This is a genomic window from Vibrio sp. Vb1755 (genome assembly GCF_033338635.1).
GTDB lineage: Bacteria > Pseudomonadota > Gammaproteobacteria > Enterobacterales > Vibrionaceae > Vibrio > Vibrio alginolyticus.
Map to the genome: position 1 here is coordinate 184,309 of NZ_JAWOTA010000002.1, position 21,811 is coordinate 206,119.

Genomic DNA, 21,811 nt, shown 5'->3' on the forward strand with positions numbered 1-21,811 from the left:
GTTTAAGCTAGGTGTTCAACAATCGCTCTGCCTACGCCGTGTGCGCTCGTTGGGTTTTGACCTGTGATGACACGATCATCCACAATTACAAACTCTTGCCATGGTTGCACTTTAGAGTAGCGCGCTGCGCCACGAGCAAGAGACTCTTCCAATAGGAATGGGATGTCGTTGATGGTGCCGAAGTCGATTTCTTCTTCACGAGTGAAACCTGTTACTGATTTAGATGAAAGCAGTTTTTCGCCATTGCTAAGCGTGATAGGGAGAAGAGCGCCTGGACCATGACAAACTGCTGCCACAATACCGCCATCTTCATAGTGTTTTGCAGAAATCTTGGCAAAATCTTCGTTGCTTGCTAGGTCTGAAAGAAGACCAAAGCCACCCGGATAGAAGATCGCATCGTAGTTGTCACCGTTGATTTGTGATACTGGAATCGTGTTGTTGATGCGGTTCTGGAAATCATCATCCGCTAAGATTTTCTCGTTGACTGCGTCGCCTTCGATGTCGGTTCCGTACAGTGGTGCTTGCCCGCCTTTGATAGAGGCAATGTCGTAATCGAAGCCTGCACCTAGTAGCTCGCTAAGGGCATGAGTGAGCTCTGGCGCGTAAGTTCCATTTGCTTGGTCAGTTTCACCTAGGGTCGCATGGTTCGTCACAATGATGAGTACTTTCTTCATGATGGTTTCCTTTTTGGCTTACGTGTATTTGTTGAACACCTTCATACTAATTGCTAAACAAATAAGTGATAATACGATTAATTGGCAAAACATTATTGCTATATAGCAAAGGTAAGTATGGACAGTTTTGAAGGCATCAATGAGTTTGTTACGGTTGCTGAGAGCTTAGGTTTTTCTGCAGCGGCAAAACAGTTAGGTTGCAGTACCAGTCATGTCAGTCGCCAAGTCACAAGATTAGAAGAGCGATTAGGTGTCGCTTTGTTAGCCCGTTCGACAAGAATGGTGAGTCTAACGGAAGCGGGGCAAGCGTATTATCAGCAGTGTAAAGAATTGGTGATTGGGCTTCAGCAAGCCAATGAACAGCTCACCACGCAGCAAACTCAGTTGAGTGGTACGTTACGCGTGAGTGCCGCTGGTGCGTTTTCTGAGAACCATGTAGCGCCTGCCTTGATGGCGTTTGCCAAGCAACATCCTAATCTCACGGTTGAAATTAACTTCAACACCAGCATGGTCAACTTTATTGAAGATGGTTTCGATTTTGCCATTCGTTACGGCAGGTTGAGTGATTCAGGCTTGGTTGCGAGAAAGCTGGTGGATCGTCCCATGGCAGCGGCAGCCAGTCAGCGTTATCTCGATGAACATGGTTTACCAACGCACCCAGAGCAACTCAAGCGTCATAGCTGCATTATTGCCAATAAGGACGTTTGGTTGTTTGAAAAAGACGGCAAGCCTTTAGATGGCGTAAAAGTGCAGGGCAGATGGAAGAGCAATAACGCACACACGGTCTTGCAAGCCTGTGCAGAAGGATTAGGTGTGGCGTACTTACCGAAGAGTAGTTTCAACGATGCTATTTCGTCTGGTCGTTTGGTGCCAATACTAGAGCCGTATTGGGGAAGCGGCAACAGCAGCTGGATTGTTTATCAGAATCGTCACTTTCTACCACTACGAGCGCGATTGGCTATCGACTTCTTGCTTGATCATTTTGTCGATTGGCAGGAGTAATGAGGCTCTGCCAATCGGTTTGTTTATCCATTTGTTAGATCGTCAACATACTAACGTATCTACATGTTTTGATAGCTCGGTCCACCGCCGCCTTCTGGTGCTTTCCATGTGATGTTTTGTGAAGGATCTTTGATGTCACAGGTTTTGCAATGCACACAGTTGGCGGCATTTATCTGAAACTTCAACTTATTGTTCACTTCCACCACTTCATAAACCCCAGCGGGGCAATAGCGCTGACTTGGTTCGTCATACATACCTAAATTCACATCAATTGGAATGTGAGGGTAAGTCAGAACAAGGTGACAAGGTTGATTCTCTTCGTGCTGTGTTCCCGACAAAAATACCGACGAAGGCTTATCAAAACTGATTTCACCATCTGGTTTTGGGTATGCAATTGGGTGGCACTCTTGTTTAGGTTTTAACTGCTCATGATCGTGCGAATAGTCCTTGATAGACCAAGGTAACGGCTTCTTAACCAGTGGTTGCCACAGGTTGTGTTCAAAAGTCGAAAGAGCACCGCCAAGTATGCTGCCCAACTTATGAATGTTCGCGCCAAAGTTACGCGTTTCGGCGAGTTCGTCATACAACCATGATGATTCAAACAACGACTGGTAGTCTGGCTCAGAAGCTCCAGTTTGTCGGGCCGTATGTACCGCTTCTGCTGCAATGATTCCGGATTTCATTGCTGTGTGGCTGCCTTTAATTTTTGCGACGTTCAAAGTCCCCGCATCACAACCAATCAATAAACCGCCAGGGAATTGCTGTCTCGGCAGAGAGGAAAGCCCACCTTTCGCAATGGCTCTTGCGCCGTAAGCGATGCGCTGAGCACCTTTCAAATGTGTTTCAATAGCAGGATGGTGCTTAAAGCGTTGAAATTCGTCAAACGGACTCAAGTAAGGATTGCTGTAATTCAAGTCGACAATAAGCCCGACGGCGATTTGGTTGTTCTCCATGTGATAGAGAAAACCGCCGCCTGTGGTATTTGTTTCACTCAAGGGCCAGCCAGCGGAATGGATAACACTGCCAGATACATCCTTACTGTCAGTGGGTAACTCCCATATCTCTTTTAGGCCAAGCGCGTAGTGCTGTGGTTGCTTTCCTGCGTCTAGGTCGAACCTTTGAATAAGTTCTTTACCCAGATGTCCGCGACAACCTTCAGCAAAAAGGGTGTATTTTGCCCTTAGCTCGATACCTGGTTCAAAGTTAGGTTTGGCCTGGCCGTTCTTATCTAGTCCCATATCGCTCGTGTTAATGCCTGTCACGGCGCCAGTCTGATCATAATTGATGCTTGCAGCGGCAAAGCCCGGAAAAACTTCCACCCCAAGATTTTCTGCTTGGTTAGCGAGCCAACGGCAAAGGTTGGCAAGGCTAATTACGTAATTATTCTCGCCATTTATCATTGGACGCGGTGTAAGGATGTGAGGAACTCGAATATGGTTTTGTTCAGTAGTAAGATAAAGGAAATTATCTCGTTGAACCGAGGCTGCTAGCGGGGCCTCCATTTCTTTCCAGTCGGGGAAAAGCTCATCTAAGGCACTAGTTTCAAAAACAGCGCCAGATAAAATATGTGCGCCCACTTCTGAGCCTTTTTCTACAACGCAAATTGAAAGTGCGTCACCTTCACTGTCTTGGTTGAGTTGAGCTAGCCGACAAGCGGCGCTTAAGCCTGCGGGTCCGGCCCCCACGATCACGACATCAAACTCCATGCATTCTCGTTCCATCTTTATGCTTCCTTTCTATTATCGTCATCTGCGTGACAGGTTTTGGTTTCTATACAGAAAACTATAGCTCAGTTGACGTTAACGTGAAGTGGACTAAGCTCAAGTAATGGAGCTGACGTGTTATATGAGGCATGACCATGGAAGACCGACCATTAGCAACACTTGTGCTCGCAGAGCATGACAACCAATCGTTGGCTGTAGGGACGCTGTGTGCAATTAAAGCGGCATTTGAGATTAAGGATGATGATAAATCGCTTCCTGTTTCTGTGTTGCTTATTGGTTATCAGTGCCAATCAGTTTTGGATGAGTTGAATTGTGTTCAAGGTGTTGCAGAAATTATCTGGGTTGATGCGAAGGGATATGAACATGGATTAGCGGAAAATATCGCACCTTTGATCTCACAAGTAGCCAAAAACTACTCACACATTCTTTCTCCTGCCAGTACATTTGGTAAGAATGTGATGCCTCGTGTGGCGGCGTTGCTTAATGTTGGTCAACTTTCTGACGTGATGACAATCGAGTCTATCGATACGGTGATTCGTCCAATTTATGCTGGAAATGCATTGGCGAGAGTCACGTCGAATGATCCCTATAAAGTGATGACCATAAGAAGTACGGCTTTTGATGCCGCAGAGCTATCTGACACGCCAGTTGTCCCTAAGCTTACTCAAGTCGACACGGTGATTATCAATAAACTTAGTGAGTTTGTTTCGCAACAAACGCCAGAAAGTGAGCGACCAGAATTGCCAGTGGCTAGAGTAGTGGTGTCGGGGGGGCGTGCATTCGGGAGTAAAGAGAAGTTTGTTTTAGTAGAACAATTGGCTGACAAGCTAGGTGGAGCGGTAGGGGCGTCACGAGCGGCGGTCGATGCGGGCTATGTGTCTAATGACCATCAAGTCGGGCAAACCGGCAAAATTGTTGCACCGGAGTTATACATTGCCGTCGGAATTTCTGGCGCGATCCAGCATTTGGCGGGAATGAAAGATTCCAAGGTGATTGTTGCAATTAATAGCGATCCTGATGCGCCTATTTTTGACATTGCAGATTATGGATTGGTCGGCGATTTGTTTGTGGTAATGCCTGAGCTGTTAGAGAAGCTGTAGATATAGTCTTGTTCCCTAAAACAAAAGGCTTCCAAATTGGAAGCCTTTATCATTTGATTTTAATAAGTTACTTTTCGCTCGGACGTTGCAGGTGCTCTGCAAGTACTTTCGTAAACCTTGCAGCTTCACCACCAGTACAAGCGCGATGATCAAACGTTACGGATAGCGGCATTGCTTTCACCGAAATTGCCTGACCATTTCTTATCACAACTCGGTCGAGTATTCGGCCCGCGCCTACAATAGCGACTTGTGGCGGTGTGACGACAGGTGTTGCGTAAATACCGGCAATCGCGCCGAAGTTGGAAAGCGTAATCGTCGCGTGCTGCAATTGCTCACGACCGATTTTTCTCTCTCTGATCCCTTCAACGGTTTGATCGAGCCAACGACGAACATCTTGTGGCTCGTATTCATCTGCGTGGCGCAAGACTGGTACGTACAATCCATGACGGCTATCTACTGCAATTCCTACATTGACCGTTGTGTGTACACAGCGTGTCATGGTTTCGGCATCAAACCAAGCGTTTAAAGCAGGCTCTTCTTGACACGCATGAACAATCGCTTGAACAAGGCGGATACTGATATCTTCGTTTGGCAGCCAATCTTCCAACAACGCTTCTTCCGTAATGGTTACGGCGGCAACATGTTCGTGCGACTCGGTCATAGACGATACCATGGTACGTCGAGCGCCTTTCAAAACTTCGGTGCCTGGACGCTGTTTTCCGGCTTCGTCGTAAATATCGGCATCAACGATAAGTCCGTTCGGGCCACTACCTGACACGAGGTTAAGATCTACCCCAAGTTTTTGTGCCAACAAGCGAGCCGAAGGCAGGGCGGTAACGAGGTTACTTTCTGTCGTGTTGTGGTTGCCACCTATCCAGAAATCATCAACGTTTACATGATGCGCTTGGTGAGAAACGCTGCCGACGACGGTTGCGGCGTCAGCAGTGGCTTTTTTCTCTGTCGTTACTTCTCTCCCGGCACCTGTTTCATCAATCTCTAGCAGTAATGCACCAATATTGACGATTTCACCTTCCTCACCATGACGGCTGACCACACGGCCCGAGTAGGGGGCAGGGACGTCGACCGTCGCTTTTGCTGTCTCTACGGTTAAGATCACTTGATCTAATTTAACCATGTCTCCGACATTAACGTGCCATTTTACAATTTCTGATTCAGCGAGGCCTTCGCCGAGATCGGGTAAGTTAAACGTCTTCATTTCCAATCCTCCACGAGTTCGCGCGCCGCGGTCACAATGTCTTCTTCCTGAACCATGAAATAATCTTCGTTACGGTAATAAGGCATAATGGTGTCCATTCCAGTTACTCGTTTAGGTGGGGCTTTAAGTAAGCACATGGCATGTTCAGCGGTTCGAGCTAATAGCTCAGAGCCCACACCACAAGTTTTACTCGCTTCATGAACAACGAGTAAACGTCCAGTTTTTTCTAGTGAGCTGAAAATCGTCGCGGTATCAATTGGCTTAATACTCGCCAAATCAATCACCTCGACTTCAATCCCCTGACTAGACAAGGTTTGCGCGGCCTGAAGTGACTCTACGACGCATGCGCCCCAAGTAACGAGCGTGATATCTCGCCCCTTACGCAAGGTGAAGCAGGTGTCGAGTGGGAGTGCTTCGCCGTTATCAACGACTTCAGATTTAACTGTGCGATATATGCGCTTCGGTTCGAAGAACATGACGGGATCATTGCTTCTAATTGCAGCGAGAAGTAAGCCGTATGCGCGTTGTGGAGAAGAAGGAATCACTACTTTAAATCCAGCAGTGTGAGCAAATAGCGCTTCCACGCTTTCTGAGTGGTGTTCCGGAGCGTGGATACCGCCGCCAAATGGCGCACGAAAAACCGCGGGACAAGTGAGCCGACCGCGAGTTCTGTTACGCATTCGAGCCGCGTGGCACATTAAGTGCTCCATCGCAGGAAAAACGAAACCTTGAAACTGAAATTCGGCGACAGGTCGTAATCCTTGCGTTGCCATACCGACCGCAACCCCGCCGATTAAGGCTTCAGCGAGTGGCGTATCGATGACTCGTTTAAGACCAAACTCTTGCTTGAGTCCAACAGTGGCACGAAATACACCACCATTATCGCCCACGTCTTCACCTAATACGACAACATTGGGGTCTTGTTGCATTTCGTGGTGCAGGGCAAGGTTTACTGCTTCAACCAACGTTAGCTCAGCCATGTCTGCCTCCCTGCATTCTCATTGCCTTGTTGATGAGTTCATCTCTTTGTGCATGAAGCTCTTGAGGTAGCGATTCATACAAATAATCGAAACCGGTTTCTGGTGCTTGTGGCGGTAAGCTCAGATAGCGTTCAACAGCTAACTCTACTTGCTCTTTACAGTAATCTAGCCATTGCTGTTCTTGTTCGTCGCTCCAAGCGCCTTGATTAAGGAGATACGTTTTAAGACGTGCGATAGGTTCGTATTGCCATGCGGTTTGAACATCATCTTCTTTACGATAACGAGTCGCATCATCGGCCGTAGTGTGGTCACTCAGTCGGTAACTCACCGCTTCGATGAGTGTTGCGCCTTTCCCTTTTCTTGCTCTCTCAAGGGCGGTTTTAGTTGCATCATAAACGGCGACGACATCGTTACCATCGACAGTAATACCCGGTATACCTGCACCTTGCGCTTTTGCTGATAAGAAATCGGCGGCACATTGTAGACTACGCGGCACTGAAATTGCCCACTGGTTATTGTTTACGACGAAAACAAGTGGAATATTCCAAGTACCTGCGCAGTTTATTGACTCAAGAAAGTCCCCTTTGGATGTACCACCATCGCCGCACATGACTAGCGCAGCTTCATGGTTACCTTGAATTTTTAGCGCGGAAGCCACCCCGACAGCATGCGTACATTGCGTCGCTATGGGTACACAGTAGGGAAGGTCTCGGCTAGGAACCGGACTGCCTTCAGGAGCAAAATCACTCCCGCGCTCATCGCCACCCCAGTATTGAAGGTTCTTTTCCATGCCAATGCCACGACACCACATCGCAGGCATATCGCGGTAGTAAGGAACAAACACATCATCGGCTTTAAGTGCTCTGCCGACCGCAATGCCTATGGCTTCCGCGCCTAAGTGTGAGGGATAGGTCCCTAGCTTACCGGTGCGTTGCAAGGCAACTGCTTTGTTGTCGTAAGTGCGAGTTAATACCATATCTCGGTAAAACCCGACCAATGTTTCAGTGTCAGCCCAGTTGGGTAGTTGGCCGACTAGGTCCCCACGATGGTCGATAAACCGATGCATGGGTAATGCCTGAACGTTCATCTCAAGCTCCTTTTGACGCTGCGGGTCTTTTGGACTGCAGCTGTTCATACAAAACCAGAGTTTGTATGGGTACTCAAACTCTGATATCAGCGCAAAGGCCATACCTAAGGTTGCGTGTGCTTTCGATAGCGGTAGGCATCTGTTCGTCCCTTAAACTATTTGTCGATAACATCGCTGCGACTATTTCACCGCAAGATACAGAGAAAGGCTTTTCTGTATCTAACCCTCTAACTAAATCGTGGTATAGCCAGATACAATAAGTGTAAACAAATTGTTAAATTATGCTTCATTTTGACTTTCGAACAGTAGTAAAGTTTTGCTTACACCCTGATTTTGCAGAGTAATATGCTGATATTTTGTTGGTGGTATTTTTAAACTCGAATTTAATTACTGGTTAATGAAACATATTTGCAACAAAATTTGGCTGTAAAATTTGACAAAGTGAGTCATTATTAATGAATCAACTCAAACAGTTGCTATATGATGAATTGCAAATTTTTGTTGTGCTCGAAGCCTCGACCTTATGAGAATGCATAACTTCTTCCCAACTGAGTGGAATCAAGGTAGGGTGACGGCATTACAAATGTATACCCTCGGCAGTCCTTGAGCTTATCCAAAGTAGGTGGTGCTCAAGCGGAAGTGATTATGGAGAAGTTATGTACCACGCTCATGTTTATTTTCCCCTAAGAGAACAAGATAAAGCGCAAGCCTTGAACGAGATCATCCGTCAAGAGCGTCAAGATGTGCTGCGTGTGTTTCCATTAGTTGGAAGGTTAGTTGGCCCACACAAAATGCCGATGTTTGAAATTCACCTAGAATCATTGAGTGAAGAGTTCTTGGCGTGGCTTGATACGATTCGAGGCGATTTTTCTGTGCTTATTCACCCAGTAAGCGAAGAAGAGTTGCTCGATCACACAGAACGCGCGATTTGGTTGGGCAGAGAGATTGGTGTATTTGAAGAAAAGTTAGAGAAATAGTTGCTCCTCCCGCCCATGCATGACCGCTTTGAATCCTTCTCTTCTCATTGCGGTCGCAGCTTCTGCTTAACGCCTCATCTTCATTGATGGGTGCGGAATCCCTATCTTACGCTTTGTTGTAGCTATTTTTATGCTAAACCTAAAAGTAGGCTTTCGAACTTCACGCACAAAGCGTGAAAATGTTGCTGTTTAGCATGCCATTAAATGAATTTTGGTGGTAATAAAATAATAAGTCATTGATAAATCAAATAGGTATAGCAGGGAAGTGCAGTTTACGACCCCAACGCCATTGGCAGTGGCGCCGATAATTTATGAGGGGGAAGGGTATGTTTTCAATACTCTTGGTTATACTTGCACTCTATATATTTTGGCTGTTGTTTCGCAACGGGCCTGCGTTTGCCGGGCGTACCGCTCAAAAAAAACGTGACTGGGTTGGGCCTACCGCCAACAAAGAAGAGTGGCGAGGATTTTGTACGGATGTATTTCAGCCGTTCAGTTCTCAAACGACTTTCTACGCCATTGCTTATTTTGCCAATTACGTAGCAGCAGCGAACGCAATATCTTGGTCAACGATATACGAAGGCGATTATCCGGTCATCATAAGCCGATTTGGTAGCTACTTCATTTTAAGCACGCATGATGCACTGGTCGTAGCTGGGTTTATTGCGCTTGCTTTCTTTATCATTAATTGGCAACTTGCCATGCGCTGCTCTGGTATTCTTAGCCAGTATCTAGTGCGGATTCTTATTATTAATCAAAAGCGCTTTGTCGCGATTAGCTTGGTGTTTTGCAGCTACTTTTCGTACCTACTGACGCTTGGTATATTCTGGTTGTTCCATGATGGGTATTCAATCTGGCATGGATTAATGCTTAGCCCCGTGTTCCTGTTGTTAGCTTTACTGGTAGCGGTTGTTGTGCCATCTGCAAAAAGAGAAAGTAGTGTACCTTAGATAGGTTTTCCACGTTAAATTACACTTGATTTTGGGATAGTAATTCTTATGCCATTAAGTTAGCATTGCCAGCTTTTTAACGGTCAAAAGGCCACTAATCAGTGGGACAGTGGGAGAAACAATGTTTATCGGCTTTGACTATGGTACTGCAAACTGTTCAGTGGCTAAAATGGAATCGGGTGATCCAGTACTGCTTAATCTAGAAGGAAACAGCCCTTTTATTCCTTCCACCCTTGCTGCACCGACTCGTGAATCGGTATCCGAGCATTTATTTCGCCATCGAGATATTAAACCATTAGATCAAGTTGGTGAGCAGGTTTTACGCCGGGCAATCAATTTAAACCGAGAAGAAAGTATTGACTTAGAATCCGACGACATCGCGTTTGGTCAGGCTGCACTTAATCTCTATTTGGAAGATCCTCGCGATATCTATTATGTGAAATCGCCGAAGTCTTTTCTTGGTGCATCTGGCTTGCGTGATGTGCAATTGGCTTTCTTCGAAGACCTTGTCTGCGCGATGATGGACAATATTAAGTCTCAAGCCGAAAACGATGCGCAGCAAAGTATTACCGATGCTGTGATCGGCAGACCAATTAACTTTCATGGGCGTGGCGGTGAAACGGCTAACATTCAGGCTGAACGCATTTTGTTGCGGGCAGCGAAACGTGCGGGCTTCCAAAATGTGGAGTTTCAGTTTGAGCCTGTCGCGGCGGGCCTAGAGTATGAAGCGACACTCAGCGAAGATAAAATCATTCTAGTAGTCGATATTGGCGGTGGTACAACGGACTGTTCGTTGATCCAAATGGGACCGTCTTGGCGCGGCAAAGCAGATAGGACCGCAAGCTTGTTAGCTCACAGTGGCCAGCGTGTCGGCGGGAATGATCTTGATATCGCGCTAGCATTTAAGCAGCTCATGTTCCCTTTTGGCATGGGAAGTAAAATGGAGTCAGGCATTGTGATGCCGACTACCCAATTCTGGAACCCGATAGCAATCAATAATGTAGAAGCGCAGAGTGACTTCTATTCGCGAGAGAACCTATCAGCGTTAAAGTTGCTTCAAAAGCAGGCTCAAGAGCCAGAAAAACTTGCTCGTTTGCTAGAGGTGTATCATGAGTCTTTAGGCTACAACATTGTTCGCCGTGCCGAAGAGGCAAAAGTGGCACTTTCAGAACAAGCTTCTTACCGAACTGGCATCAACTTACTATCAGAAACGATTGAAGTTGATGTACAACGTGACGAAATGATCGAAGCGATCCAGTCGCCAAAGAATAAAATGACGGCGTTGGTGACAGAAGCGGTAGAGCAAGCTGGAGTTAAACCCGATGCTATCTTTATGACTGGAGGTTCGGCACGCTCGCCAATCTTGCGCGATGCGGTGCAAACCGTACTGCCAAGTATTCCGGTTGTCAGTGGAAACTATTTTGGCTCAGTAACTGCCGGCTTAGCTCGTTGGGCTGAGGTTTGTTTCAAGTAGAAAGAAAGCCGATTAACCGTGGGTCTTTGTTGCCAAACTTATGATTTCATTTAGGCTTGCCAAGTGATGGTTGGATAACTTTGTCGAGAGGTTGAGTTTTAAGCGGGTAGGGAACCTTTTTAGGATCTTAAGTCTTTCAAGGTCATTCTGAATAGCGAGGAACGAGCGTGATTTAGAATCTCTTGCCCGAGCACGCTGTTATGATATATGACGCCGTTTCGCCAAGCGTTATTTATCACCATTGTTCTGAAGAGTCGAGTTAGGACCTGTTGGATAATGATTTTGACTAAGCTGAGATAAAAATGCCCGCTAACTCAGCGGGCACTTTTGTTTGCGTCATTAATGATGCATGTGTTTTTCCATGTGGCCTTGTTTCTCAACCGCCATTTCCACTTCAACCTTACCTGCGTTTTTAAAGGTTAATGTCATAGGGAAGCGGTCACCCTCTTTAAGAGTTTGTGTTGGATTGAAAATCATTAAATGGAAGCTGCCTGGCTTAAACAACACTGAGTCATTGGCTGGAACGCGCACTTCGTCAATCTTAATCATTTTCATCACACCATCTTCTTTCTTATGCGTGTGAATTTCGACATGCCCTGCGATTGGGCTTTCTGCTGCGATCAATGCATCTTCACTGTCACCGTGGTTGGTTAATTGAAAAAAACCACCGATAACAGGTGCGTTTGGTGGCGCTTCGCGGCTCCATGGATGGTCGATATGAATTTTTCCTGCTTCATAATCGTGCGCTAAACTCAGTGGGCTAGCGATGACAGCAATAAGCGCGATAGCGGCGGTTTTAAATGATTTAAGCATGTGTTTTTCCTTTTGAATGAATAGCTTCTCTGAATGGACAACAAACAGAGTCATCGTTATTTTTGAATAAAGTTGTCAATGATTAGATGCCTGTTAGGCAGGAAAAACACTCGGCGGAGAGTGCTTAGGCGCGATGTGTTTGTAAACGAACTTATCGCATTTTGAAAAATGATAAGTCGTCAGTGCATACTTTACTCGGCGCAGCCAATGGATGGTTGTCAGGTAAAGCCCAATCGCAACCAGAAGAAAGAATTGAACAGCTTGAAGAAGCGGACATTCAAACTGAAAGCCGTCGTGTAAGTTAAGATCTTGGATGAGCTTAGAAGAAGATTGAGCGTTAGCCTCAATCAACGTATTGATATCCACCCATTTGAAACCATCTGCGGTACACAGTAAAACCTTTTCACTTTGGACTTTGTTGAGCCAAGTTGTGCTGTGAACTTGTGTAGGATTAAGAGCGGCTGTGGACGCTAAATACAACTGAAACAACACCGCGATAATAACCGCAATAGCGTGCAAGCGATGGTGTTTGTGCTGTATTAGAGTGTTTTCCATACAATTGAGTGCTTATCTTCTTCGGCGCGGGATACTAACAAATTAACCAAACAATGTAATTATCAGTTTACTAAAAGGTGATGCAAGTGTGCATTATTTGTTTTGTTGCCTATTTTTAACGCTTTAATGTCTTGATTCGGCTGACATTCACAACCTCCAATTCAACTTGTCAGTCTTGCTTAGTCGCTTCTGAAGATACCGAATTAATCTCTCTTATATGTCACTGAAGCTTCGGTTAGTGGGTGTCGTGGTGGTGTTTTTACGTGCTAGATTTGGCTGATATCGATTCAAAATGCACACCGAATCTTCACTTGTTTTCCATTAACGGAATTATGACAGTAATTTAATAAAGGATACGGTATTCTGCGCTCCTTTGTACATGCCAGAAACGTCCGTCCTACTTAGTCGGAGGGGCGATTAATCTTAAGAAATTTCTCAAATGAAATACGAACAACAGATTGGATATCGATACCCTAAAGGTCGATTTGCCATGGTGAGTGTATATGCATTCACCGGTGCTGCGATTTTAGCATCGACTATTTTTTCTCTATTGCTATTTTTGTCTATCGACGAAAACCCGATGATGCAAACCTTATTTGGTGGTTTAGCGATCATTTTTGAAGCGGGTAAATTTTACGCTTGGTATGAATACGGTGAGCGCCGAGCCCATCGCAACTACACAGGAGCAGCAACCGCTCTCGTGTTTTATTTAGTTTTAGCTGCGATTTCCATTGGCGGTAGTATTGGTGGGATTAATAGTGCAACCAATAGTGCACAAAGTCATATTTCGGTAGAGCAGGCGAAAGTGGAAGCGTTTAATCGTCAGATTGCGGCAATCGATAAGCAGATTGAGCTCAACAATATGGCAGCGCAGAAATACATCGAGATGGAGCGTATCGCGACTGGTGTAACTCGCATTCAGGATCAAAACAAAACCTTACGTGAAGAGCAGCAACGCTTGGCTATGGAGCGTGATAGTTTACCGCCGGTTACGCAAGGCTCAGTGATTGGTTTGATTGATAGCCTAGCCAACGCATTTGGTACTACCTCTCAGCAAGCTCAGCTTGGCTTGGTTGTATTTCTTTCGATTCTTTTGGACTTCTTTGCTGCATTTTTTGTTGGCTTGATTGGTGAAGAGCAACGGTTCCGATATTTCTATCGCAGAAATGAGGGCATGATATTGAAAACAGTTCGCGATATAGACCCAGCGCCTGCGGGTTATCTTCCTCATATAAAAGAGGAAGAAGAGCAAGAAATACCAGCTGCGCCGGAGCCAGAAGAACCAAAGGAACCGAAAACCTTGTTAGAGCAAGTTAGCGATGCACTTAAAACGCATCAAATTACGTGCACCAAAAAAGCCGTTGCTAAACAGTTTAGGCTGTCTGCGGAAGAGGTAGACAAGGTATTTGAAGAATTGGCAGAGCTCGGTTTAGTGGGGAAAAAAGCCAACCACCATTATCATTGGATAGGTGAAGCAGAGACCGCATAATTGGTTATCTATTAAAGTTCGGAAAGAGCGTCAATCGGCGCTCTTTTTTTTGGGAGGGGGGAGTTTCGCTATTAAAGTTAACTACAAGAAAGCGTATCAATCTTTATTGAGCTTTTTGGTTACGTCTTTCACCGTTTTCTTCTCTTTTTCCGGTGTCATTGCATCAACAGCTTTACCCGCCATCCCTTCATCTGGCAATTTGTCTTTTCCTGCATCAACTGCGGTATCTTTCAGTGCCTCTTTAGGCGTACAGCGCCCCCCAACACCAACCACGGCTTTTGTCGCAGCGGCTTTAGCTGCCTTTTCTGCATCGCAGTCAGGATCCATCACGCTAGCTAAGCTCGTGGCTGAACCAAAAAACAAGATTAACAAAATGAGGTTGCGTTTTTTCATAGTTGTCACCAATGTTGTGAAACATAGGTAAAGTGTAACGGAGAGAAAAGGTTTTGGCTGAGAATTTGTTGGTTTGAGCTTGGGAAGCAAAGTAAGGTAAAAAGAAAAAGTGCCATCGAAGTGACACTTTTTCTTAAGCGTAGAAGGGATTAGTTGTCGTAAACGTCTAACTCCACTTCACGGGCAATATTTTGGTCGTTAATGATCACACCTTCGACTTCGACACGAGCACCATTTAGGTTAAGTTCTTCGATGCCTTGGAAGCGTGTTTGTGCATCAATCACAACGGTCGTGTTGTTTAGCAATTGATCTGCGTCGTTTTCGCAACGCTCGATTTCAAATGTTCTTGCTTCAGCATCGTAGTTTGATACGTATCCTTCACATTCAAATTCTTTACCTTGCCATTGGTTGTTATCGTCAAAGTCTGGTTGCTCAAACTCAATAACGGTAGCGATGCGTTTGCCATTTTTCATCACAGAGGTCACTTCTACTTCTTGACCTTGTTCTAGATTAGCTTTGCTACCATCCTCAAAGCGTGTCGCGTTATCAATGAAGAATGCTCCTCGGTAGTTTAGAGAGAACTCACTATAATCCTTGGCAACCCAAGTCACGATACCTTCCACATCGCTGTCATTTTTTAGATCGTCGTAGTCTTCAACTTGTACCTCATGTGCCATGAAGATACCGTTTTGCATTTCACCTTCTACTTCCACCCATTGGCCGATGCTAAGTTGGCTAATGTTGTCGTAAGATACGGTTATATTTGTACCAAGCTCAAACGTGCCAGCATTTTCATCGGTACTAGTAATGCGACCTTCCAGTTCGTAGTAGCTTCCAAGGGCTGGGTAATCGTTATCTACGTCGATTTCGACCACAGACAGCACTCGATAACCCGCATCAGCAGTTGGCAATGATGACACCATCACCCAGTCGTTGACCTCTATATCATCACTTAAACCGTCAAACTGCAGATCTACGCCGTTTACCGTAAATGTTTTCTTCACATGATCAATCGCTGTGACACGTCCTGTAATGGTTGGTTCAAGTGTGACTCGGACGCCATTATTCGAAGCTTGCCGAATATCTGACCCCACGCGAACCACCATTTTTGGTTTTACATCGGCCAGTTGCACTTGTGTGTCGTCATAAACCACCTCAGACACACGATACGTATGTCCATTGACGGTTAACGTGCTTTCTTCAGCGTTGACCGCTTCAACAGAGCCAATCGCTACACTTGGTTTCACTGCTGGTTGAGTTGATGTGCTATCGCTATTGCTGCCACCACCTGAACCACCACAACCAGACAATGCCAAACCTACTACAGAAATAAGAGCGAGTTTTTTCATTGTATTAACCTCAATTTACGAGCGAGTTTAGGAAATTGCCTGTATCTTATTGGGCATATCGTGAAGAGATCGTGAAGAAATGTGATTTTATGAAAATTTTAATTGTAGATGACAACCATAACGTCTCGGAGACGATTGCAGACTATCTTGAGCTAGAAGGCATGATTATCGATTGTGCGTTTCATGGAGAGGCTGCGATTAAGTTAATCGAGGAAAATCATTACGATGTAATCATCATGGATATCATGATGCCGAAGCTCGATGGCATCAGTACGGTACAGAAGCTTCGACAAGATAAGTTATGTGGAACGCCAATTCTCTTCCTAACGGCAAAAGATACGCTAGAGGACAAAATCGCGGCTTTTAAAGCGGGGGGAGATGATTATTTAATGAAGCCATTTGCGATGGAAGAGCTCAGTTTGCGTGTTCATGCTTTGGCTAATCGTGGTCCAAGACAAGATATCGGAACGCTCAAATTTGCAGATATTTGTTTAGATGCGCGGACAGGAAAAGTAACGAGAAAAGACAAAGAAATTAAGCTGAGTCGAATTCAAACTAAAATTTTAAAATTGCTCCTCCAACGTGCTCCAGCAGCGGTCACGCGCACAGAAGTGATCGATAGTGTGTGGGGAGACGAACCACCCGGAAGTGATGCACTTCGTAGCCATATTTACGGTTTAAGAACCGCGCTAGACAAAGGTTTTGAAGAATCACGATTAGAGACTATTCATGGACAAGGTTACCGACTTAAAGCATAACGAATATCCAAGCATTTATCGCAAGATCCGTTGGGGTTTTGGGGTCATGACGTTTGTGATGTTTACTCTTTTTTGGTCGCTGATTTATGTGGCAGAAAACAAACTGGAAGTGCTGAGTTTACATCACTGGCTAGATACTGAAGCTGCGCTTTATAGTGAGAATTTCGAGAAACAGGGCTGGGATGCGCCATTGCCAAACGTATTGGAATTCAACTCATATTGGAGTGAAGCACCGACACCCGATTGGTTGCTCTCTTTTACTTCACCTGGTTTTTACGAATACCTGCTTGGTGAAGAAGACAAACACTTTGTTGTATTGAACCACCCCTCAGGGAAGGGGCTTATGTACATTGTATTTCAAGATGACTCAGATGATTACTTGGACGAATACGAAAGCTCGCTGCATCAGTTTACGCTGCTGCTCGGTGGTTTGTTTTCATTTGTCATGGTTGGGTATGGCATTTACATGGTGCGAATATTGTCTCGGCCATTAGCGCAAATTGAAGACAAAATTAGCCAAATGTCACCGGATCAACCCGCTTTCCAAGTTGAAACTAAGTTCAGCGAAACACGCCAGATAGAGCAGACTTTGCTGGATAATAAGAACGATATCGCGGGCTATTTCAAACGAGAGCAAGAATTTAGCCGTTTTGCATCGCATGAGTTGAGAACGCCAATCATGGTGATTAAAGGCTCAACAGACATTCTGACGCGTCTTCCTGATCAACCTCGAGTTGCGCAAAAAGCCATCACGAGGATGCAGTCAGCTTGTGACGAGATGCGTGTACTGACAGAAGCGTTTCTCTTACTTGGTAAAGAGAAAATAGAGCCTCAGCATTACGGAGAGCATCAGCTTCTTACTTGTTTACAAAAACAACTGGAAGAGCTGGCTCCTTTATTTGCCAAGCAAGATTCGAACTACGCTTTGCACGAACAACATAGTGGTGTAGTGAAGGCACCGGAGAGTTTTGTGACCATTGTAATCAACAATCTGATTAAAAACGCCTTTAGCTATAGTGTGGGAGATATTGAAATTGAGTTGAAAGGTCATGCGCTTAAGATCCTAAACCGTCACGATGGCAACGAGACGTACAACGCTGGTTATGGTTGTGGGCTTGTTATCGTACAACGAATATGTGAACGGATGGGGTGGGCGTTAGTACTGGACGATGATGGTGTTCGATTTAGTGCAAAAGTGGAGTTCTGCTCTTAGCTTTGTGCGTATTGATTCAAGTGAGACTTAACGCTCTGGCTTTTTCTTGTCGTACGCATCTAACCCGCAGTCAAACAAGAAAAAACTGGAATTTGAATTAGACTGAAGTTAGTGAAGCGGAAACTCGAGGAACCGTTATGCTCTCTTATCAGGTCAGCCGAAGTATTGAAATTAATAAGAATCAAAGTGAAATTATTGGCTATCTCAAGAACTTCAAACACTGGCCCAGCTGGTCACCATGGATCATTCTTGAACCAAGCTGCGAGCTGACATTCAGTGATAATCAGGGCCACGTTGGAGCTGGTTATCAATGGAATGGTCAGCGTATTGGGACTGGCGCGATTGTACTGGAAAGTACTCAAGAGCATCGATTAGATATGGAGCTGCATTTCTTTCGTCCAATCAAGAGCCATGGAAAGGTGACTCTAATCGTGACGCCGTCACAAAATGGCTGTTTAGTCGAATGGCAAATGCAATCTCGCGTCCCTTGGTATCTGTTCTTTCTGAAAAGTATGTTTAAGTCGATGATAGAGATGGATTATCAACGTGGGTTACGCATGCTTAAAAGTAAGCTTGAAACCGGAAGAGTGCATTCAGACTTAGTCGAAATTGGGAACCGAACGTTGCCTCAAATTCATTATATTGGGATCAAGGGTGTGGCTAGCTTGCAGGAATTAGGTTCGGTAATTGAGAAGCATGTTCAGCAACTAGAACAGTTAATTAGTGACGAAACCCTATCCGTGAATGGTGAATTGTTTTGTTATTACCAGTCGATGGATATGCAGAAAGGTACATTCGAGTTTATCACTTGCTTTCCTCTTCATAACTCAGTACCAGCGCCTCAAGGGGCGGTTACCGGTACCATTCCTGAGAGTGAAACATTTGTCGTTGAACACCGAGGTGAATATCAGTTTTTGGGAAATGCATGGGCTTTAGCGATGAACTTGGTTCGTCAGAGTGGTATGAAAGTCAAAACCAGTCCTTTAGGAATCGAACGCTATCTGAATAGCCCGAAGGAAACCACGGAAGAAGAGCTAAGAACGGAAATTATTTTGTTTAAGAAATGACAGGCGCAGGCGAGTAGGGTGTTTAGGTATCATACTGGTTATGCGAAATGTTATTAAAGAATAATAGCCTATCTGTTCCTACCCATAAAAATGCCTCAGCAATCGCTGAGGCATGGTTTTACAGGCCAACTTCTCTTGTTAGAGAATTATTGTGCACGGTATTTACCGCTGTTTAGTTCAATTTTAGACGCTTTTACCCGGCTGTCTGCGTTTAGGTAGTCGCTAATACTTAGCAGATCTTGATCTTGAGATGCTTTTAACACCGCTGATTCCCCCTCTGCGAAGATAACTTCTAATTTTAACTCTTTGGCGACTGCTTTCGCTTCGTTAGGATTGTTTACGGTGATATAAACCAGTCCAGTGGCTTTGGATACGTTACTAAACGCATTCTTAAACACCTCATCACCCGCTTGAAGTTTTACGTCTTCAGATAGGGTTCTAATAGTGCCAGTTTGCACTTTTCGATAATCTTGGCCATTAATCTCAACCGCTTCTGATGGCACAAACAGTTCTGGTGCAGGCTGTTGAGAGAGCTGTTGCTCAGCGTATACACTCGACGTCATGATAACGAGAGCCAGCATAGAAAATGATTTGTATTTCATGTTATTGACTCCTTAGTGTCCAAATATGCGCATCGACCAGTTCTTAATAACACCGGGCTGAGCGTTGTTTGCCATCGGAACGTCATAGATGGTGGAAGAGTTGAAATATGCAATGTAAGAATAGACTTCATCGCCGTTCGTATCTATTGCTCGCAACGTCCATTCGCCTTTTGCATCTTCGCCATAAAATTGGTTAGACAACATTAATTGATCTTTGTAGCCAGTAATCGATGAATCAAGAGATTGACCAACAAGACCATTGCGCGGTGTTTGCAAAACGGAACGAGTCCCTGATGGCGAAATGAGCTCGATAGCTAAGTCGGGCAGACGAGCGTGGTCCAGTGTCAATGTCACTTGAACGGATTCTACTGTCAGCTCATCGGCAATGGCGATACTTGAAGAACCACCAACTAGACTTGCATCGGGTACACTTACTTCTGTAGCGTTATTAACCCATGGCGTAATGACTTGAGTTGGCAAAACACGATTCGTCATGCGAGCACGTTGCATCGCTTCATCTAAATCTACAGCGCCGAAGCCATAAAAAGTATGGAAATCTACGCCTGCTGCGTTTTTTTGCCAAGGGGCAATTGCCTCGTAGCTAACCTGTTCACCTTTATGGTTAGTAAATTCAAGCTGTACGCCTGGATGCGCTTTATCCGTTACTTTTGCTGTCTCCGCTAGTAAAGCACGTACATCACGAGCAGAAAGTGCGTGGTTGGTTGACATGATTGCCGCGATGGCACCCGATGTGTTCGGCGCAGCCGATGAGGTTCCGTTCATCGTACTGGTATAGTTACAGTTCGGATCGAGCTCCGTTCCGCCGTGTAACCCATTAATGCCAAGGCCATCACTGGTATTTTGCCCTTCTTCACAACCCATTAAATCAGTGGTGACCATAGCAGGGAAATCTTGCCCATATTCACCTGCTGGTGCTGCAACCCACACGTTCGAACCCACAGATGAGTAACTCGCTCGCGTACCATCCGCTCGTAGTGCACTAGTGACTAAATTGAAGTAATTGGCGTTATCATAAGACTGAGCAGAGTTGTGCATCGGTAAGCCTTGATTGTCTCCACCAGCAAAGAAGTTACTTGGCAATACGAAGAATCGCCCTGCATTGAAATAACGGTAACCATTACCTGCTGACTTTACAAATACAGCACCTCGACCCCAGGCGTTACTCTCGCTGACGTTTTTCATCACGTCCATTTCAAGTTTTAGTTGAGGGTCGCTTTCATCAAAAGTAATCGGGTTTATAGGGCTGAAACCGTAACTTTGGTTAAATACGCGAACATCACGTGTTGCTGGGTCCATGCCATGGGAGATTAACCAGCCTTCTAATGTCTGGTTGGCTAACCAGTTAAAACCGATGAGGGAAGAGAGAGAAGCGACACCGCGTCCGCCTTCACCGTTGTTGCCGACGGCGCTAATCAAACCGGCTACAGCAGTGCCATGACCATTAGTATCAACCGGATAACTTGGTGGGAATGAAGAGTCTTCGACGAAGTTTCTGCTACCTGTAACTATATTACCTGCAAGGTCGGGGTGATCGATCTGCACTCCAGAATCAATAACGGCAACTTTCACACCAACACCTGCAATCCCCATTGCCTGAGTGAGCTTAGTGTTTAAGTCGTTCCCAGCAACAGCAGGATTAGCCGCAAACGCAGTTTGCCCCGTGTTGTCTAAGTGCCATTGTTCAGAATAGAGTGGATCAAACGCCGAGACGGCAGGTGCAATGCCTACTGCCAACATAGCAGCAAATAGGCGATTAATGCGTATTTCCATTTTTGACCTCATGTCTTTGTTTGGAATTTTTTAGTTCCTGTTTCATATTCCGCTAACAGGAACAAACAAAGCTAACGACAAAGAATAAGGACGAAAACCATTTACAACTTGTTTACATTAAAAGTTCGATGGACAACATAAGTCTTTGTTAATTTACTGAAACTATGAGGTTTTTATATGTCGCATCGAGCATGCATGAAAAGTGAAAAGCAGAAAATACGAGTGTACCGTCTGCTTCAAGAGGGGGGGTTATTTAGTTGGAGCGGGTTGAATAGTTGCCATTGGTTTCTTAGGTTCGGCTTTTTCCTTAGGCAGCACGTTATCAATCCACTTTTTAATGTACAACTTATCGAATTCTTTATCACACCACTTTTTGTTTAATCCACGTCGATTGAACTCAGCACCAATCGCCACTTTGGTTTGGTTAGTTGCACGGTTGTAGTAGAGAGTTTCACATAGTTGAGTGTTACTCATTTGCTGGGCATATACGTTGACACTGCTGCTGCGCATTCCCAGTTGAGATGCTTGCTGATTACTACACGCCATAAGAAATAGAGGCGCAAAAGTAATAATGATTAGATTTTTTTTCATGTGTGC

The 21,811-nt window shown here is 45.2% G+C and carries 22 protein-coding genes; 10 read left to right on the plus strand and 12 right to left on the minus strand.

What is annotated here, in order from left to right; translation table 11 throughout:
* Window positions 1-2: 2 nt before the first annotated feature.
* Window positions 3-674, minus strand: a complete 672-nt coding sequence (locus tag R7E00_RS03370) for a type 1 glutamine amidotransferase domain-containing protein (RefSeq protein ID WP_262606011.1) — start codon at window positions 672-674, stop codon at window positions 3-5.
* A gap of 117 nt (window positions 675-791) precedes the next feature.
* Between R7E00_RS03370 and R7E00_RS03375 the strand changes: the two genes are divergently transcribed.
* Window positions 792-1,676, plus strand: a complete 885-nt coding sequence (locus R7E00_RS03375; RefSeq protein ID WP_042521059.1) for a LysR family transcriptional regulator — start codon at window positions 792-794, stop codon at window positions 1,674-1,676.
* A 59-nt stretch (window positions 1,677-1,735) separates the two neighbouring features.
* Here the strand turns inward: R7E00_RS03375 and R7E00_RS03380 are convergent, their stop codons facing one another.
* On the minus strand, window positions 1,736-3,397 hold the full coding sequence (locus R7E00_RS03380; protein ID WP_062730961.1) for an electron transfer flavoprotein-ubiquinone oxidoreductase: 1,662 nt from the start codon (window positions 3,395-3,397) through the stop codon (window positions 1,736-1,738).
* Between the two features lie 137 nt (window positions 3,398-3,534).
* Here R7E00_RS03380 and R7E00_RS03385 point away from each other — a divergent pair, with 137 nt between their 5' ends.
* Window positions 3,535-4,500, plus strand: coding sequence for an electron transfer flavoprotein subunit alpha/FixB family protein (locus tag R7E00_RS03385; RefSeq protein ID WP_161440802.1), 966 nt, complete (start codon window positions 3,535-3,537; stop codon window positions 4,498-4,500).
* Between the two features lie 67 nt (window positions 4,501-4,567).
* Here the strand turns inward: R7E00_RS03385 and R7E00_RS03390 are convergent, their stop codons facing one another.
* Genes R7E00_RS03390 through pdhA form a run of 3 tightly spaced genes read right to left on the minus strand, consistent with a single transcriptional unit; the run spans window position 4,568 to window position 7,783 of the window.
* The gene (locus R7E00_RS03390) at window positions 4,568-5,716 is read right to left on the minus strand and encodes a dihydrolipoamide acetyltransferase family protein (RefSeq protein WP_161440803.1); all 1,149 of its coding nucleotides are present in this window, start codon (window positions 5,714-5,716) and stop codon (window positions 4,568-4,570) included.
* Window positions 5,713-6,696, minus strand: coding sequence for an alpha-ketoacid dehydrogenase subunit beta (locus R7E00_RS03395; protein WP_017634235.1), 984 nt, complete (start codon window positions 6,694-6,696; stop codon window positions 5,713-5,715). Before R7E00_RS03395 ends, R7E00_RS03390 begins: the two co-directional genes overlap by 4 nt.
* A complete protein-coding gene (gene pdhA, locus R7E00_RS03400; protein ID WP_104980762.1) occupies window positions 6,689-7,783 on the minus strand; it encodes a pyruvate dehydrogenase (acetyl-transferring) E1 component subunit alpha in 1,095 nt (364 codons plus the stop codon). Before pdhA ends, R7E00_RS03395 begins: the two co-directional genes overlap by 8 nt.
* Before the next feature lie 65 nt (window positions 7,784-7,848).
* Here pdhA and R7E00_RS03405 point away from each other — a divergent pair, with 65 nt between their 5' ends.
* The 4 genes from R7E00_RS03405 to yegD all read left to right on the plus strand — a co-directional run bounded on the left by R7E00_RS03405 (window position 7,849) and on the right by yegD (window position 11,184).
* Window positions 7,849-8,043 carry a hypothetical protein gene (locus R7E00_RS03405; protein ID WP_127891143.1) on the plus strand — a complete coding sequence of 65 codons (195 nt, stop codon included), beginning with the start codon at window positions 7,849-7,851 and terminating at the stop codon, window positions 8,041-8,043.
* 396 nt (window positions 8,044-8,439) lie between these two features.
* Window positions 8,440-8,760, plus strand: a complete 321-nt coding sequence (locus R7E00_RS03410; RefSeq protein ID WP_005375836.1) for a DOPA 4,5-dioxygenase family protein — start codon at window positions 8,440-8,442, stop codon at window positions 8,758-8,760.
* Between the two features lie 326 nt (window positions 8,761-9,086).
* The gene (locus R7E00_RS03415) at window positions 9,087-9,710 is read left to right on the plus strand and encodes a hypothetical protein (RefSeq protein WP_206969268.1); all 624 of its coding nucleotides are present in this window, start codon (window positions 9,087-9,089) and stop codon (window positions 9,708-9,710) included.
* A gap of 121 nt (window positions 9,711-9,831) precedes the next feature.
* A complete protein-coding gene (yegD, locus tag R7E00_RS03420) occupies window positions 9,832-11,184 on the plus strand; it encodes a molecular chaperone (protein WP_005375838.1) in 1,353 nt (450 codons plus the stop codon).
* Between the two features lie 339 nt (window positions 11,185-11,523).
* Here yegD and R7E00_RS03425 read toward each other — a convergent pair whose 3' ends face one another.
* Both R7E00_RS03425 and R7E00_RS03430 read right to left on the minus strand, forming a co-directional pair.
* A complete protein-coding gene (locus tag R7E00_RS03425) occupies window positions 11,524-11,997 on the minus strand; it encodes a copper chaperone PCu(A)C (protein ID WP_042521048.1) in 474 nt (157 codons plus the stop codon).
* 93 nt (window positions 11,998-12,090) lie between these two features.
* Entirely contained in the window at window positions 12,091-12,552 is a 462-nt protein-coding gene (locus R7E00_RS03430; RefSeq protein WP_005375842.1) for a hypothetical protein, read from the minus strand.
* Window positions 12,553-12,991: 439 nt separating this feature from the next.
* Here R7E00_RS03430 and R7E00_RS03435 point away from each other — a divergent pair, with 439 nt between their 5' ends.
* Window positions 12,992-14,041 carry a hypothetical protein gene (locus R7E00_RS03435; RefSeq protein ID WP_017634220.1) on the plus strand — a complete coding sequence of 350 codons (1,050 nt, stop codon included), beginning with the start codon at window positions 12,992-12,994 and terminating at the stop codon, window positions 14,039-14,041.
* Window positions 14,042-14,137: 96 nt separating this feature from the next.
* On the opposite strand, the gene R7E00_RS03440 is transcribed toward R7E00_RS03435, so the two are convergent.
* Window positions 14,138-14,434 (minus strand): hypothetical protein, encoded by a 297-nt coding sequence (locus R7E00_RS03440; protein WP_017634219.1) that lies wholly within the window; start codon window positions 14,432-14,434, stop codon window positions 14,138-14,140.
* Window positions 14,435-14,583: 149 nt separating this feature from the next.
* Entirely contained in the window at window positions 14,584-15,783 is a 1,200-nt protein-coding gene (locus R7E00_RS03445; RefSeq protein WP_213972796.1) for a DUF5666 domain-containing protein, read from the minus strand.
* An 89-nt stretch (window positions 15,784-15,872) separates the two neighbouring features.
* Between R7E00_RS03445 and R7E00_RS03450 the strand changes: the two genes are divergently transcribed.
* The 3 genes from R7E00_RS03450 to R7E00_RS03460 all read left to right on the plus strand — a co-directional run bounded on the left by R7E00_RS03450 (window position 15,873) and on the right by R7E00_RS03460 (window position 18,821).
* Window positions 15,873-16,541, plus strand: coding sequence for a response regulator transcription factor (locus R7E00_RS03450; protein ID WP_025998582.1), 669 nt, complete (start codon window positions 15,873-15,875; stop codon window positions 16,539-16,541).
* Window positions 16,513-17,754, plus strand: a complete 1,242-nt coding sequence (locus tag R7E00_RS03455) for a sensor histidine kinase (RefSeq protein ID WP_017634216.1) — start codon at window positions 16,513-16,515, stop codon at window positions 17,752-17,754. Before R7E00_RS03450 ends, R7E00_RS03455 begins: the two co-directional genes overlap by 29 nt.
* A 137-nt stretch (window positions 17,755-17,891) precedes the next feature.
* Window positions 17,892-18,821, plus strand: coding sequence for an SRPBCC family protein (locus tag R7E00_RS03460; RefSeq protein WP_005375849.1), 930 nt, complete (start codon window positions 17,892-17,894; stop codon window positions 18,819-18,821).
* Window positions 18,822-18,967: 146 nt separating this feature from the next.
* On the opposite strand, the gene R7E00_RS03465 is transcribed toward R7E00_RS03460, so the two are convergent.
* The 3 genes from R7E00_RS03465 to R7E00_RS03475 all read right to left on the minus strand — a co-directional run bounded on the left by R7E00_RS03465 (window position 18,968) and on the right by R7E00_RS03475 (window position 21,805).
* Window positions 18,968-19,423: a hypothetical protein gene (locus R7E00_RS03465; protein WP_005375850.1), complete on the minus strand. Its 456-nt coding sequence runs from the start codon at window positions 19,421-19,423 to the stop codon at window positions 18,968-18,970.
* Window positions 19,424-19,435: 12 nt separating this feature from the next.
* Complete coding sequence (locus R7E00_RS03470) at window positions 19,436-21,214, minus strand: S8 family peptidase (RefSeq protein WP_017820240.1); 1,779 nt, start codon at window positions 21,212-21,214, stop codon at window positions 19,436-19,438.
* A 249-nt stretch (window positions 21,215-21,463) separates the two neighbouring features.
* The gene (locus R7E00_RS03475) at window positions 21,464-21,805 is read right to left on the minus strand and encodes a hypothetical protein (RefSeq protein WP_017820239.1); all 342 of its coding nucleotides are present in this window, start codon (window positions 21,803-21,805) and stop codon (window positions 21,464-21,466) included.
* Window positions 21,806-21,811 lie beyond the last annotated feature (6 nt).